Origin of the sequence: Treponema sp. OMZ 805, from assembly GCF_050937395.1 — a bacterium.
Lineage (GTDB): Bacteria > Spirochaetota > Spirochaetia > Treponematales > Treponemataceae > Treponema.
This window is the reverse complement of the sequence record NZ_JACCLP010000009.1, coordinates 25,273-40,668: the sequence shown is the minus strand read 5'-3', so window position 1 is coordinate 40,668 and position 15,396 is coordinate 25,273. Positions and strand designations below refer to the sequence as shown.

General features: G+C 45.5%; 14 protein-coding genes and 2 pseudogenes. 11 read left to right on the top strand and 5 right to left on the bottom strand.

Annotated elements, in window-relative coordinates:
• Positions 1–20: 20 nt before the first annotated feature.
• From HGH47_RS08220 to tpiA, 3 genes are all read right to left on the bottom strand, one after another.
• Positions 21–938: an NTP transferase domain-containing protein gene (locus tag HGH47_RS08220; protein WP_212564761.1), complete on the bottom strand. Its 918-nt coding sequence runs from the start codon at positions 936–938 to the stop codon at positions 21–23.
• A gap of 184 nt (positions 939–1,122) precedes the next feature.
• Positions 1,123–1,482: a hypothetical protein gene (locus tag HGH47_RS08215; protein ID WP_212564760.1), complete on the bottom strand. Its 360-nt coding sequence runs from the start codon at positions 1,480–1,482 to the stop codon at positions 1,123–1,125.
• A gap of 480 nt (positions 1,483–1,962) precedes the next feature.
• On the bottom strand, positions 1,963–2,712 hold the full coding sequence (tpiA, locus tag HGH47_RS08210) for a triose-phosphate isomerase (protein WP_212564759.1): 750 nt from the start codon (positions 2,710–2,712) through the stop codon (positions 1,963–1,965).
• 425 nt (positions 2,713–3,137) lie between these two features.
• Between tpiA and sdaAB the strand changes: the two genes are divergently transcribed.
• Positions 3,138–3,800 (top strand): L-serine ammonia-lyase, iron-sulfur-dependent subunit beta, encoded by a 663-nt coding sequence (gene sdaAB, locus HGH47_RS08205; RefSeq protein ID WP_212564758.1) that lies wholly within the window; start codon positions 3,138–3,140, stop codon positions 3,798–3,800.
• 274 nt (positions 3,801–4,074) lie between these two features.
• Positions 4,075–5,004: an L-serine ammonia-lyase, iron-sulfur-dependent, subunit alpha gene (sdaAA, locus tag HGH47_RS08200; protein WP_432911643.1), complete on the top strand. Its 930-nt coding sequence runs from the start codon at positions 4,075–4,077 to the stop codon at positions 5,002–5,004.
• Between the two features lie 11 nt (positions 5,005–5,015).
• On the opposite strand, the gene HGH47_RS08195 is transcribed toward sdaAA, so the two are convergent.
• Positions 5,016–5,954 (bottom strand): AEC family transporter, encoded by a 939-nt coding sequence (locus HGH47_RS08195; RefSeq protein ID WP_432911640.1) that lies wholly within the window; start codon positions 5,952–5,954, stop codon positions 5,016–5,018.
• A 92-nt stretch (positions 5,955–6,046) separates the two neighbouring features.
• Entirely contained in the window at positions 6,047–8,122 is a 2,076-nt protein-coding gene (locus HGH47_RS08190; protein WP_212564756.1) for a methyl-accepting chemotaxis protein, read from the bottom strand.
• A 154-nt stretch (positions 8,123–8,276) separates the two neighbouring features.
• On the opposite strand from HGH47_RS08190, the gene loaP reads away from it, so the two are divergent.
• The 9 genes and pseudogenes from loaP (at position 8,277) to HGH47_RS08145 (ending at position 15,351) form a co-directional block, all read left to right on the top strand.
• Positions 8,277–8,819, top strand: a complete 543-nt coding sequence (gene loaP, locus HGH47_RS08185) for an antiterminator LoaP (protein ID WP_230974317.1) — start codon at positions 8,277–8,279, stop codon at positions 8,817–8,819.
• Positions 8,816–10,312, top strand: a complete 1,497-nt coding sequence (locus HGH47_RS08180) for a polysaccharide biosynthesis protein (protein ID WP_212564754.1) — start codon at positions 8,816–8,818, stop codon at positions 10,310–10,312. The genes loaP and HGH47_RS08180 overlap by 4 nt, the downstream gene beginning before the upstream one ends.
• A 51-nt stretch (positions 10,313–10,363) precedes the next feature.
• On the top strand, positions 10,364–11,803 hold the full coding sequence (locus HGH47_RS08175) for a C69 family dipeptidase (RefSeq protein ID WP_432911635.1): 1,440 nt from the start codon (positions 10,364–10,366) through the stop codon (positions 11,801–11,803).
• 210 nt (positions 11,804–12,013) lie between these two features.
• Positions 12,014–12,184: pseudogene (locus tag HGH47_RS08170) on the top strand (ATP-binding cassette domain-containing protein); the annotation flags it as partial.
• Between the two features lie 321 nt (positions 12,185–12,505).
• On the top strand, positions 12,506–12,700 hold the full coding sequence (locus HGH47_RS08165; protein WP_432911632.1) for a hypothetical protein: 195 nt from the start codon (positions 12,506–12,508) through the stop codon (positions 12,698–12,700).
• Positions 12,697–12,828, top strand: a pseudogene (locus tag HGH47_RS08160) (InlB B-repeat-containing protein); the annotation flags it as partial. The gene HGH47_RS08165 and the pseudogene HGH47_RS08160, both read left to right, overlap by 4 nt.
• A 45-nt stretch (positions 12,829–12,873) precedes the next feature.
• Entirely contained in the window at positions 12,874–14,619 is a 1,746-nt protein-coding gene (locus HGH47_RS08155; protein ID WP_432911629.1) for a leucine-rich repeat domain-containing protein, read from the top strand.
• Between the two features lie 247 nt (positions 14,620–14,866).
• Positions 14,867–15,097 (top strand): hypothetical protein, encoded by a 231-nt coding sequence (locus tag HGH47_RS08150; RefSeq protein ID WP_212564750.1) that lies wholly within the window; start codon positions 14,867–14,869, stop codon positions 15,095–15,097.
• On the top strand, positions 15,094–15,351 hold the full coding sequence (locus HGH47_RS08145; RefSeq protein ID WP_212564749.1) for a type II toxin-antitoxin system RelE family toxin: 258 nt from the start codon (positions 15,094–15,096) through the stop codon (positions 15,349–15,351). The genes HGH47_RS08150 and HGH47_RS08145 overlap by 4 nt, the downstream gene beginning before the upstream one ends.
• The last annotated feature ends 45 nt before the right edge of the window (positions 15,352–15,396 follow it).

Sequence of the window (15,396 nt, the reverse complement as noted above, 5' to 3'; positions counted from 1 at the left end):
CGGTTTCTCTGAGTCACCGATTATTTCCACAAAAATTCAGGATAATAGTTTTCTTTAATTTTTTGCGCTATTTCTTTTTTTACAATTTCGCGGTCTTCGGGATAGGTCATACCGAACCAGCGTTCATCGGTGGTATAACATTTGATTGTGCCGAGCCCTTTGGTAACCAGCATACTGGCGCCTTCCGGTAGCAAACATTCGGCTTTTTCGCTTGCGATGTTCTTTTTAATAAACTCTTCAAAGAATACGTGAAAACCTTCAAACGCTTTAAGGCTAAAGCCGAAGAGATTCATAGACACGGTTTCTTTACCGGTTAAGTGGGTTACTCCGTTTTCAAGCTGAGAGAGAATTACCCGTTTACCGTTCTCTTCACCGTAAGAAATCTTGGTATGCTCTTTCATAGAAACGAGCATTCCATTTTCAACGTTGCATACTCCCCGTGAGACGGAACCGGATTCGCTCATCGTATTTTCCAAAATATAGCCGACCATCGCATGATTCGGAGAATAATTGTCTAAAGTTGACAGGTGCCCTGCCATCGTTTTATAGGCTTTGCGTCCATAATAGTCGTCTGCATTGATAATGGCAAAGGGTGTTTTAACGGAATTCTCCGCGCAAAGGACGGCGTGAATAGTACCCCACGGTTTTTTACGGTTCACCGTTTGCGGAATTTCTTTGGGGTCAAGCAGTGAATCAATAGATTGAAACAGATATTCGGCATCGCAATTGCGGGCAACTCTATCAAATAAACGCTCGCGGAAATCGGCTTCAATATCTTTTCGAATAACGAATACTACTTTTCCGAAACCGTTATGAACCGCATCGTAGATTGCATAATCCAGCAATGTTTCATTATGCATCCCCACCGCATCTATTTGCTTAACGCCGCCGTAACGGCTTCCCATTCCTCCTGCTAAGACCAACAATGTAGGTTTCATTCTATTTTACCTCCATAAATACTCACTTCTATACATTCAACGCTTCAAAGAAAACGCCGATTAACCCGTTTGAGGATCAATCAGCGTTTTAAAAGTTCATTAATCACACTATAAAAGCACTTTAAATGCACATAAAATTAACAGTAACCCCTAAAAACTCAAGTTTTTAGAGGTTTTCGTATCTTTACCGTTTGTTTACATGACGGAAAATAACACGTTTTTCCATCGTTGTCATTGTCTTACCGGTGGTAGCGCCTTTCAAATCCTCAACTTCGACGGAAGAAAAACCTTTATCTCGTTTGTAATTTGAAAAGAATTCATACATAACCTTTTCAGCTTCATCTTCGTTAAACGTGTTCTTATCTTCTTCGTATACGCAATAGTATTCCGCCCAGTTATCGGTTTTATAAATTTCAGTTAGATAAAGAGAGGCATTGGCACGCCCTTCAACCTTAATTTTTTGCTTTTTAGGCTGTACAGTCTGTGCAGACAGGACAACAGCAAGCAGCATAAATGCGCACAGCGCAAGTATTTTCTTGTTCATTATAGATCCTCCTATAAAGTAATAATCGAATTCAGTATATACGGAAAAACCGTTCTTGGCAATATCGAGTGTTCAGGGCAACCGCATCAGGCATTTTTTTAACAATCCCGCAGAATAAATGAGGCATTTCAACCGGAACTGCCAAGGATAGCATCGCTAAAAAATGTACATCCTTGTACATTTTTTAGCTTCGAGTTTTCCTAATGAAAAACTCGATACTGTTTGGAACCACTGACTTCCTGTCAGTACAGCGATGTTTTGTGCACGCACAAAACTCGCCTTCAACTGCTGTACACGGATGTACGGCAGTTGAAGATGGTTCAAATGGTCTCATAGTCTCAATTTTTCCGCGATTTTTATCTATCCTACCTGATGCGGTTGCCCCCTTCTAAAAAAACATTCGAAATTTTTAACAAAATTTCGAATGAAAAAGAAAGCAACCGTTTGAAAATAGTAGCGGTACGGTTGCCTTGTTCCGCGTTATTCACATAGGGCAATCGGGGCGAAAGTTTCGGCTTTAAGTGCAGCGCCGCCGATTAAGCCGCCGTCGATATTCTCTTTAGCAAGTAAGGCCTTTGCATTTTCAGCCTTCATTGAACCTCCGTACTGAATTACCATTGCATCGGCAGCGGCTTTTCCATAGAGCTTCGCAATGACAGATCTGATATGTGCATGAATTGCATCGGCATCCTCCGGTGTTGCCGTCTTACCGGTGCCGATTGCCCAGACCGGCTCATACGCAATGGTAACCCGTGCCAGTTCTTGTGCGGTTACGCCTTCCAAGCCTTTTTCGGTTTGCGATGCACAAACAGCTTCTGCATGCCCCGCTTCGCGTTCTTCCAGCAATTCGCCGACGCAAAGGATCGCTTCAAGCCCGTGTTGCAATGCAAGCCGTACCTTTTTGTTGATCATCGTATCGGTTTCCCCGTAAATATGGCGCCGTTCCGAATGGCCGAGAATAACAACCTGTACACCGATATCCTTGAGCTGCAATACTGACACTTCTCCGGTATGAGCGCCTTGCTCATCGGTACTCATATTCTGCGCACCAAGCAAAACATTAGTTCCCTTTACTACCTGAGAAACAGCATCAAGGGCGGTAAAGGAAGGAGCAATCATGTATTTGTGCTTTCCGCCTTTGACAGCCTCCACCACACCTTTTGCCAAATCTACGGCTTCTCCCTTTGTTTTGTGCATTTTCCAGTTACCTGCAATAAAATATCTACGCATACCTTCTCCTATAAAAACTTTTGTAGGATGTTTCAGAGCCTTCGGCTCTGTTCTGTAAAGAAATTCATTAACTTGTCCGCTTAAGCGGACTGCGAATCAACATCCGAAAAAGTTTTTAGCTGTGCGCGAATGCGCGCACATATAAATAATCAAGTTTGCACCGCAAACTTGCGATAAAAAGCATCGACGCAATTTTAGACGATGCTTTTTATCTCATCTCCTATAAAAACTTTTAGTTATTCCATTATACCGTACCTTTATCGATTTTTAAAGGGTACCGTTTTGCCTGTTCCGCCGTTCTATCATATGCAACGCAAACGCAAACGGAATCAGGACTTTTTTTATTATATATTCTCGGTTATAATAAACCTGTCCCGAAACGGAAGTTTCCGAACAGGTTTAATAAACAAAAGAAGGATGATGCGATGAATGTATTTGATATAATTGGTCCCATCATGATTGGTCCATCCAGTTCCCATACAGCAGGGGCGGTACGAATCGGTTTAATGAGTAGACTACTGCTGGGCGCCCCTGCTGTAAAGGCATATATCAGACTGCACGGTTCCTTTGCACAAACATACAAGGGACACGGAACCGACCGTGCACTTGCAGCCGGGATTATGGGTATGCAAACCGATGATGAACGCATCAGAAGAAGCTTGCAAATTGCCAAAGAAACAGGGCTTGCCATTACCTTTGAGCCGACGGTAATTCCCGATGCTCATCCGAATACGGCTGAAATTACGTTAACCGATGCAGCTGGAAAAACGGTGTGCGTACAGGGAGCATCCGTCGGCGGCGGAAACATTATCATCACCAAAATAGACGGTAGAGAGGTGAAAATCACCGGTCAATCCCCGACGATTATCGTCGTGCACAATGACATACCGGGAATGATCGCCGCCGTAACCGCATTGATGGCTCAATATAAACTCAATGTCTACAAATTCAACCTTGCACGGGATAAAAAAGGCGGAACCGCAATCATGACTTTACAGATTGACGGGCGCTCCCTTGGAGAAAACTTGCAGGCTGCTATCGAGAAAATACCCGGCGTTATTAAAGTGATTTTTGTCAGACCGTTCTAAAAAACGGCAACCGATAAAGGAATTCATGGCAACCGCGCTAATACTATCTGACGCGGTTGCTTTCCTTTTGCGAGAAATTTCGAAAAAATTTCTCGCAGTTTATTTTAAAAGGAGGGTAAACACATCAGACGTGTAGACAAAATGGCGCAGAATCAGTGAGGCAGGGCAACCATTTGAGACGCGAAGCGGCGAAATTCTGGTTGAACAGCCTCACTGATTCTGCAGGGGACGTCAAAAATAGTCTGATGCGTTTACCCGGAGCAGGGAGACAACGATGCTTAGTTATGAATCAATCAGCGAATTATATAAAACAGCAGAAGCACAGCATAAACCTATCAGGGAGATTGTATTAGAAGATCAAGCAGCACAGCTTGAACAGCCGGAAGCAGCACTAATCAAGCGGATGGAAGAAAACTTGACTGTTATGCTGGAAGCAATTGAAAACGGCAGTAAACAGGGAGTTAAATCTACGAGCGGCTTGACCGGCGGGGTCGCCTACCGGCTAAAACAAACAATCGACGCAGGTAAACACCTTTGCGGAGATCTTATGTCAAATGCTATTCAGATGGCAATGGCAGTATCCGAAATAAACGCCGCGATGGGGAAAATTGTTGCAACTCCTACAGCCGGTTCTTGTGGAATCTTACCCGGGGCATTAGGCGCCTTGTTAAAAGTACGCAGTATCCCGCGGAAAGAAGTAGTACTGTCGCTGTTTACCGCCGGAGCTATCGGCATGGTGGTTGCAAATAAGGCATCGATTGCGGGGGCTTCAGGCGGCTGCCAAGCTGAGTGCGGCACCGCTTCCGCAATGGCGGCTGCTTGTATTGTGGAACTCTTAGGCGGTACACCGGAGATGGCAGCGCATGCCGTGGCAATAGCGCTCAAGTGTATCTTAGGATTGGTATGCGATCCCGTCGCCGGTTTGGTGGAAATTCCCTGCATTAAACGGAATGCCTCCGGTGTTACACTTGCTTTTACCGCTGCGGAACTGGCACTTGCAGGGATTAAAAGCGCAATTCCCGTTGACGAAACCGTAGAAGCCCTTAAACGGGTCGGAGACGGACTCCCCGCAGCGCTCCGCGAAACCGCTCAAGGAGGTTTAGCAATGACACCGACAGGACAAGCCTTTGAACGGCAGGTCTTCGGTACGCGCTCACCACTCACCGGCAGTCCGTGCAGTACCTGTGGTTCATGCGGTAACTGATGAGGATAGTCTTATATTATTTTAAAAAAACTCAGTACAAAAACAATACCGAAAATGGTTATACACGACATTACCGTTGAAAAAATAACGACTTGAGCGGCAAGTTCATAATCGCAGCCAAGCTGTTCAGCCATAACTGCTGAAATGACGGCTGTAGGAGAACCGTACAGAGCAATGAGCGCCACAATTTCATTGGCGCGAAATCCAAGATAAATAGCCAACGGAATAAAGATTAACGGCATACCGATGAGCTTGCCGACAACGGTAATCAATAGATTTCTAAAATTTGCCGAAACTTTTGAAAAATCGAGCATCGCACCCAGTACGATAATGGGAAACACACTGCCTACTTTGCTTATATCCGTCAGCGACTTATCTAAAAAATGCGGAATAGGAGGGTGCAGCAAGGACATCATAATGCCTAAAACTGAGGCAATTATCATGTGGTTTTTCAATACATCTATTATCAACTTCTTTTTGTTGACAGCGCATCCGCCGTAAATTGAGAGCAGGACAACGGCTGCAGCATTAAAAATGGGGATAATAATCATAATAAGCATCGATGCCAGTACCGCGCTGTTTTCTCCTGCTATATAGGAAGAAAGCGGAATCCCAAGCATCACAAAATTGCTCCTAAATGTCCCCTGTATCATGACGCCTTGCTTTTTTTTATCTTTTTCAAAAAGAGGTACAATGACAACAAGCAAAAAGATAGCAACTAAAATACTTCCGGCAGCATACAGGACAAAGCGTAAATCGAAAACTTCATTTAAATTTGTCTTTCTGATATTATTAAACGTTACGAGCGGCAAAAGTAAGTCAAAGCATAACTTATTTAATTGAGCTATCGTTGTCTTGCTGAAATACCCCTGTTGTTTGAGAAAATAGCCGAAAACAACTAAGAGAACGACCGGCATAACTGCATTAAATGCTACAAAGAAACTTCCCATGTACGCTCCTTACTCTACCGGTTCAAAATTGTCCAAGCGCCCGTTTTAGGTAAACGGGCACTTGGATACGTTATCTCGTTATCAGAGATGCCCTATACCTTAAACTTTTCGATTTCTCCGGTAACGTTTGCTGCGTTTTTCTGATTATTCATCGCGATAGTATTTACTTCTTGCATTGCATTGTTGATTTCCGCTATTCCGGTCGCCATTTCAGTCATGCTTTGCGTAATAATTTCCGACAGGTTGGCAAGTTTTTTGATACCGGAAGAAATATCGGCAGCTCCGGTTAGAATCTCATCCGAATCCGCTTTGACCTTTGCCGTTATTGCATTCATTCCATTAATCACATTCAAAACTTCTTCACCACCCTGCATTTGCTCCTTCATAGTACGGATCATGCCGTCTTCCTGCCGATAGATAAAGTCCATCATAGCGCTGATTTTTTCAAACTGCTCCGCTACCAACGGTCCTGCACCGTTAAGGCTTTCGATTTTATGTTTGAGTTCTTCCAAGACCTTTGTAATACTTGTTCCTTGAGCTCCCGATTCCTCTGCCAATTTCCGTATTTCATCGGCGACAACTGCAAACCCTTTTCCAGCTTCTCCGGCATGAGCTGCCTCAATTGCCGCATTCATCGCGAGAAGGTTTGTTTGACTTGCCGTATTCTGAATAACCGTAATAGCATCGAGAAGCCCCTCGGATTGCTCCGTTACTACTTTTGTAACCTCAACAACCATAGCAACGGTCTCTTTACCGGTGTGCGTTGTTTTTTCAAGGGTTTTAATCGATTGAAGATTCTTTTCAGCCCGTTCCTGTAAAGTCTGAATGTTTTTTATGATCTCTTCGATTGAAAGGGATGAACCGGAAATACTTTCAGCTTGACTGTCGATACGAGAATCAAGATTTGAAATGGTTTCAGTAATAGCATCTATCTTTGCAGCAGTTTCATTAACCTCCGTATGCTGTACCATTACTCTATCTTTCACGTTTTCAATATTTCCTGTTATCTGATTAAGCGCTGCAGCAGAATCCAGCATCCGCGTAGACAATGTCTGGCTGACCGACTGCATGTTTTTTGCCGTATCGGTTATGACCGAAAAAGAAGCGCGGATTTTTTCTATTGCATTATTCATCGATAATGCGATAGAACCGAGTTCGTCGGAATGCACTGCAGCTTGAACGGTAAAATCACCTTCCGCAACTTTATCAAAAATAGTATGGAGCTTAATAAACCGTCCGAATAAATAGCTGAGCATAAACTGATTAATTATGATCATAAGTATCAATAGAACAGCTGTCCATAAAAGAGAATATCCTAAAATCGAAAGAATAGGCGGTATAAAATCTTTTACAGGAACTGCCATGATAGTATAATACGGCAAATTTGCAAGCTGTTTTTTAACAACCACAACTCTACCGAGCAAATCGTCATCATAGTATTGAAGATTGCTATAGCCCGTTAAGTCTGAAAGAGTACCTGTTACCGTATTGATTTTTTTATTTGTAAAGTCAACATTTGAACAAAGCGATATTGTATCGGTATTATCGATAACGCCGATCCAAGATTGCGGACTCGGCAGCGATTTATTTATTTTAGCAACGGCTTTTTGCAAATCAACCGCCATACCGGCGAATCCGATTGCTTCTCCTGCCGAATTAAATATTTTTATATCAAACCAAAAATTTATTTCATTGAGTGTTCTATTGTAATCGACACTACAAAATAACGTTTGCGGATTTTTCAGCATGGTAAAAAACCATGAATCATCGGCTTCGGTAAGCACATCTTTTTTTATCTGTTTATTATTATCAACAACATAGTAACCACCCGTTAATTTCGAGGCAGCAAAGCAGGTAGAAAATTGCTCGTCTTTACTGAGTTTCAGCATTTTTTCGATAACATGAGCACCGGTTTTTTCATCTTTTTCATACGCTTCAAACCAATCTATCAAATAAGGCTCTTCCGCTAAATCTTGTGAAAGCGCTAAGCCAACCGCAAGATTTGTCTGTAGCTCGGAAGACGAAGCATCCAACATAAACGGTACGTTTTTGTAAAAATTACCTTCGATATATGCCCTTGCTTGCATAACGCTAAAAGCGAGTGCTCCGCAGACAGCAATAATAAGCGTCGTTACCAAAAACAAATTAACTGATGTCCGTATTTTCATATACTCTCCCGCATAGCTAGAAAAAAATGAGTGTGCGGTAAGTATACCGTATTTTCTTTTTTATAGCTATAGAGCGCACCTCATACAATCTGATGTGTTTACCTTGAGCCAGCCGGTGGCGTTTTTTTTCTTTTTATGTTACATTAAAAGCTCTATGGATTATTACGCAGTGCAGGTAAAAACGGGCAAGGAACCGGAGCTGTTAAAGAAAATACGGAAACTAAATGAAGAAAACCATGAAATAGAAGCCTATTTTCCGCGCCGCGTACTGTATATTAAAAAGAAAGGTATACGGCATAAAGTTGATGCACCGGTATTTCCCGGCTATATCTTTTTAGAAATCGATGACTTATCGCTTCCGCTTTGCTGGCGGCTCCGTAAGACGCCGAATTTTTATCATTTTTTACCGAATAATCAAAATCCGCTGCCGCTTGCCGATAACGACCTCTCGCTTTTGCGTCATTTTCTTTCGTTCGGAGAAATCACCGCTCCATCTAAAGTGTACTTCGACGCGAATGCACGGATATGTGTTGTAGAAGGGGCGCTGAAAGGGCTTGAAGGAAAAATTATCAAAGTTGATAGAAGAAAGCAACGGGCTAAGGTACTGCTCGACATGTACACCGACAGTTTTCCCATTGATTTAGCTTTTGATGTGATAGAGCCGGCGGCGGCCGGTTCAAATGGAGGGGAGAGATGACTGCTCCAAACAATAAAGTACAGCCGACCGTGTATATTATCGGGGCGGGGCTGGCGGGCACCATGATTGCCCATGAGATAAAACGAAAGGGCGTATTCGGCCGCGTCGCAGCGTTCCTTGATGATGATCCGCAGAAAATCGGCAGTAAGATTGAAGGGATACCGGTACTTGGGCCGATTCAAGATGTTGCCCGCCTTATCAGAGTGGAGGCGCGCGATGAACTGCTGATTGCCATTCCAAGCATAAAGGCAGAGCGGCTGCGTGAAATTTATGCGATTGTAAAAGAGGCAGGATTTACCACCATCAAATTACTGCCTGGCATTTCGCAGATTGTGGACGGCAATGCGCACCTTGTACAAGCACGGGAGATAAACCCGCAAGACCTGCTTGGACGCACACCGATAAAAATCAGCCTAAAGAACAGCCTCGCCTATCTGCGCGGAAAGCGGGTATTGATAACCGGTGCAGGCGGCTCTATCGGCAGCGAGCTTGCACGGCAGCTCCTTTCAGGCGGAGCCGAGCGGCTCTACCTATTCGGGCATGGGGAAAACTCAATCTACCAAATCGATAAGGAGCTGCGCCTCTTACAGGAAGAAGGGGTCGGCGACAAGGCGACGATCGTGCCCATCGTAGGCGAGCTGAAAGACCGTGATTATATGCAGTATATCATTGAGAAGCTCCGCTGCGATGCGGTTTTCCATACGGCGGCTTACAAGCATGTACCGCTGATGGAAGCGAACCCCGTCGCCGTCATCGAAAACAACGTGTTCGGTACCAAGAACCTGCTCGACGCCTGTATCGAAAACGGTGTTAAACGCTTTGTGCTTATCTCGACGGATAAGGCGGTTAATCCCGTATCGATTTACGGGGTTTCGAAGATGCTCAACGAGAAGATGGTACTTGATGCCGCCGCGCGCGTCAAAGAAAAATACGGCAGTCCGGATTATGCCTATATGTTTGTCCGGTTCGGAAACGTACTCGGTTCGCGCGGCTCGATTTTTCCGCTCTTTGTCGAACAGGTAAAAAAAGGAGGCCCCGTAACGGTAACCTCCCCCGATATGATGCGCTTTTTTATGACCATACCCGAAGCCTGCTCGCTGGTACTACAGACGGGCGGAGTGGGCATCAACGGGCAGTCATACTTACTGGATATGGGCGAACCGGTGAATATTCTGGAAACCGCCCGTCAACTGATACGGTACATGGGCTACGAGCCTGAGAAGGACATACCGATAGAAATTATCGGGGTACGTCCGGGAGAACGGCTGGAAGAGCCGCTCACTTCCGAAACGGAGTACACCGAGCCGACCGATTACCCGAAAATTCTCCGCCTCCAAAACCATGAAGAATACGGCCGCGATACCCTTAGCAAACTGCTTGCCGCACTACAACCCGTATGTTGTCCTTCGGGAGAGACGGAGCTTTATCGGAATAAAGAATACCTGACGCGTATACTCTGCGATGCATGTCAGTCGCTTAGGGATGCGCAGTAAAAGCACTTCCCGCACATTAAATCTAAAAGGTTTTATAGGAGATTCGATTATATGAACAACACACATCATCAAGCGTGTACCACCGTGCTGGTAGGTAAAAAGGCCTCAGTTGACGGTTCGGTGATGATTGCCCGTAACGAGGACTTTCACGAAGCGGTTTCGGTTAAGCTGTTTACCGTGATGCCCGCAAGCGAGGTAAAAAATCGTACTTATACATCGAAGAACACCGGCGTTACCGTTGCGCTGCCGGAGAAGGCGCTCCGCTGTACTTCTACGCCTCAGGCATTTCAGCTGTTGAAGGGCGATGAAGGAGAATACGGAGAAGCAGGCATCAACGAAAAGAATATTGCCGTCAGCTCAACCGAAAGCGTATACGGCAACCCGCGCGTACTTGCGTTTGATCCGCTCGTGCCGGACGGCATCGGAGAAGATGCCATCCACAACATCGTAGCGCCGTTTATCAATTCCGCGCGGGAAGGGGTTGCCTTTTTAGGTAAGCTCATTGCGCAGTACGGTTCGGCGGAAGGCAATGGAATCCTTTTTGCCGATGCGGATGAAGCATGGTATATGGAAATCCCGTGCGGACATTACTGGGTCGCGCAGCGTATCCCCGATGACTGCTATGCGGTTGCGCCCAATCAGGTCTGTATCGAAACCATCGATTTTTCAAACGAGCGTGATTTTATGTGGGCGGACGGCATTCAGGCATTTGTCGAAGCGCATAATCTCAATCCCGACCGCGAAGGTTTTAACTTCCGGCATATTTTCGGTACCTCAACCGAGAAAGACCGTGTGTACAACACGCCGCGCGCATGGTTTGCACAAAAATACTTGAACCCCGAAATAGAGCAAAGCCCCGTATCCAACGATATCCCCTTTATCAGAAAGGCGAGCAGGCTGATTTCGGTAGAGGATGTTCAGTATATCTTAAGTTCGCATTACAACGAAACCGTCTACGATCCGCTCGGCAAAGCGGGAACCGACTACGAAAAAACACGATTCAGAGGCATCTCCCTTTCCCGCACGGCGGAATCCCATATCCTCCAGCTGCGTCCCGGCGTACCGGAAGGCATAGCCGCTATTCAGTGGCTCGCGTTCGGCACCACCGCCTTTACCCCCTATGTGCCGTTTTTTACCAACATCAACGACACGCCGAAAATCTACAAAAAAAAGACGGCGACCGTTTCGCTCGATAATGCGTATTGGCTGTTTAAAATCCTCGGGTTCCTCACCGAAAACCGCTATCCGGCATTCCGCGACGCAAATACCACCTATCTGAACGAGATGCAAACCTACGGGTTTAAACGAATCTATGAGGTTACCGAAGCAGGCAAAGCCCTGACCGGAGAAAAACTGACCGAATTCCTCACCGCGGAAAACGAAAAGACCGCCGCTTATGTCATCAAAAAGACCAAAGACCTGATCGCGCAGCTGATGCTGGAATCGTTCAACTACTCAAAGCTCAGCTTCAAAATGGATAAAAACCTGTAAAAACTCAGGGCAAACGCATCAGACTGTTTTTTTAACAGCCCTGCAGAATAAACAGGCTATTCGACCAGAGTTTCGCCGTTCCACGGCTCAAATGGTCTCACAGCCTATTTATTCTGCAGTTTTGTCTATTTCTCTGATGCGTTTGCCCTTTTTCTGAAAAAAATTGTGCAAAATTTTAGATAAAATTTTGCACAAATGGAAGGTAAAAATATGCTTACGATACGGAATGTTTCAAAAACGTATGGACGGTCGGCGGGAAAAGCGGTTGATAACCTCTCTTTTGAGGCGAAAAGCGGGGAGATTTTCGGCTTTTTGGGGCCGAACGGGGTGGGAAAAACGACGACCATCAAAATGATCACCGGTGTCATTGCGCCCGATTCGATTACCTATTACACATTAAACAGTACCAATTAAAAATTGATTCCCTATTATTTTTAGCTTTATACCGCAGTACACTGCAGGCCATCCGGTTCGATTCCGGTGCAGCCGCAGCAGTCTGTGTCCGCCCTTACGATCTTTTACTGTAACCATGGTTCTTTTTAAGCAACCAGAGTTCTTTTTTCATTAAAATTGCTTTATTAAGAAGATTTTTTCTATCATACATACTATCATACATAATGGATAATTGTTAATTGATAATGCGTAATGGGTAATTTGTAATTACACATCACCAATTACCCATTAAAAAGACAGGAGGTTTATATGACAAAATTGAGAACCGGCACAAAGGCGCACACCTTGAGAGGAGCCGCGGCGCTCATCATAGCTGCACTTTTTACGCTTGCAGCGATGGCTTTTACCGCTTGTAAACAGCCGACGGTGCAAACGGCAACGTCCAAGTACAAGGTAACCTTTAACGTAGACGGGGGGGGGGGGGCACCCTTACGGCAAAGATAGGTGAAACGGAAATAAAGAGCGGTAACGAAGTAGAAGCGAATAAAACCGTAACCTTTACCGCAACGCCTAACAAGGACTTCAAAGTAAAGGGCTGGACGCTCGATGGAAAAGCCGTAGAGAGCAATACCTCCGACTCCTATCCGCTTAAGATCGAGAAAGCGGTAACCGTAAAGGTGAGCTTTGAAAAACTCCCTCCCGGCAAAGCCTCGTATACAGTAAAACACTATCAGGAAAAAATAGAAGGCGGCTATCCTGCAGAACCGGCAGAAAGCGAAAATCAAAACGGCACGGTAGGAGCCAACGCCGCATACACGGCAAAAAACTACACAGGCTTTACCTACAAGTCTGCGCTTACTAAAGTAAACAACACCGTACAGACAGAAGGTACGATAAATGCTGACAGCAGCACCGTCGTAGAACTCTATTACGAGCGCAATACGGTGAACGTAACCTTTAAACTTGCAGGCGGCAATGTCAGCGGCAATACGGCCGATATCATAAAAACAGGCAAATACGGAACAGCCTTGACCGCACCCGCTCCCGAACGAGAGGGTTACGCTTTTAAAGGATGGTCTCCCGCTCCGCCTTCCCCTTTAGCATTCCCCGCCATAAATACGGAATACACGGCACAGTGGAAGATAAACAAATACCCCGTAACCTTCAGCGTGGACGGCACCGGCGGCACGCTCAAAGCAACGGCGGACGGCGTAGCGGAAACGGAAACGAGTCCCATAACCGTCGAGCACGGCAAAACCGTAGCCTTTACGGCGGCGCCGGCCGCTGGTTACCGTGTAAAGGGTTGGACGCTTGACGGAACAGCCATCGCCGAAGCAGGCACAAACACGGAATACACGCTTACTGTAACAAAGCCTGCCGCCGTCACCGTAAGCTTTGAGCCAAAAAAAGCCCTACTCACCCTTGAGGCAGGCAAAAACACCGTCAAAGTGAAAGCAAAGACGGCTGACGGCAAGCCCATAACTGTGGAAGGCTGCAACGAGACCGAACTTGCAAACGAGGCGGAAACCACACTGACCGCAAAAGTGGCGGGAACACAAATTGCCCTCATAGGAGAGCTCATCGAGCTTAACTGTAGCGGTGATGAAAATGTAGGCGGTAATAGACCGCTCATCGCCCTTGACGTCTCAGGCTTAACCGCCTTGCAAAAGCTTAACTGCCAGTACAATTATATTACCGCCCTTGACGTGCAAGGTTTAAAGGATTTGCAAGAGCTTAACTGTCGGCACAATAAGATTGCCGAGCTTGACGTGCAAGGCTTAACTGCATTGCAAGAGCTTTACTGCAACAGCAATCAGCTTACCGCCCTTAACGTGCAAGGCTTAAAGGATTTGCAAGAGCTTGACTGCAATGACAACAATCAGCTCGCAACCCTCAACGTACAAGGCTGTATCGCCTTGCAAAAGCTTAACTGCCAGTACAATAAGATTACCGAGCTTGACGTGCAAGGCTTAACCGCTTTGCAAGAGCTTTACTGTCGAAGCAATAAGATACTTGAGCTTAACGTGCAGGGCTGCACTGCTTTGCAAGAGCTTAAGTGCGGAGGTAATCAGCTTACCGCCCTCGACGTGCAGGGCTTAACCGCTTTGCAAGAGCTTAACTGTGCAAGCAATCAGCTTCCTGCCCTTGACGTGCAAGGTTGCACCGCTTTGAAAAAGCTGGAATGCTTCAGAAATAAGCTTAATGCCGATGCGTTCATAAAGCTCTTTAACGATTTACCGAAATGGGAAGAAAGCGACGGGGCATATGCTATACTTTATCTTAAGGATGCAGGCGTTGACGAAGGCAACTGCAAAAACTTCAGCACTCCCGAAAGCCTTAAAAAAGCCTTTGACAATGCGAAAGACGCAAAGCACTGGAAGATGCAAAAAACGAATCGCTACGGAATCCCGAAAGACATTTAAGAGAATGGGGAATTGATTTAATGGGTAATGGGTAATGGATAATGGGTAATTATGAATTACACATTATCCATTACACATTACAAATTACAAATTACAAATTGATTACACATTAGAAATTAGACATTAAAAAAACAGACTGACCGTCTTCAAACCGGAAAATCTTGGCTTGGGGGCGGTTTTTTTGTATTTACTCTCCCCTTAAAACACAGCGGTAACTGTGGTATAATAAAGGACGAGGAGGTTTGCTATGCCTACAATGACTATGACACATAAAGCGTACCGGGAATTGGAACAGGCGGCGCAAATGAGCGGAGCAACTAAAGACGCAGTTTTGGAAAATGCCCTGAGCTGCTACCTTGCTGAATTGCAGGAAGACGCCGAAGACGCGGCACGTGCCGAAAAAGCGTGGACCAACTTTGAAAAAAGCGAGGAAAAGACATATACCATTGCCGAAGTGCGGCGCGAGCTGGGATTATGAAAGTCATTTTGACGGACACATTCAAAAAGCAATTAAAAAAGCTGGATGCTGCAATCTCAAAGCGTGTTTTGGACTACCTTGAACAAGTCGAGCTTCTCGATAATCCGCGTTCCCGCGGAAAAGCGCTTACTTCAAACCTTGCCGGCCTATGGCGCTACCGTGTGAGCGATTACCGCATTTTGTGCCGTATCCGTGATGACGAGCTGATTATCACCGTCATCGAAATCGCTCACCGCTCAACAGTGTACCGATAAAGAGAAAACAAAAAGTAAAAGGGGGGGGGGCTATGGCAAAACACA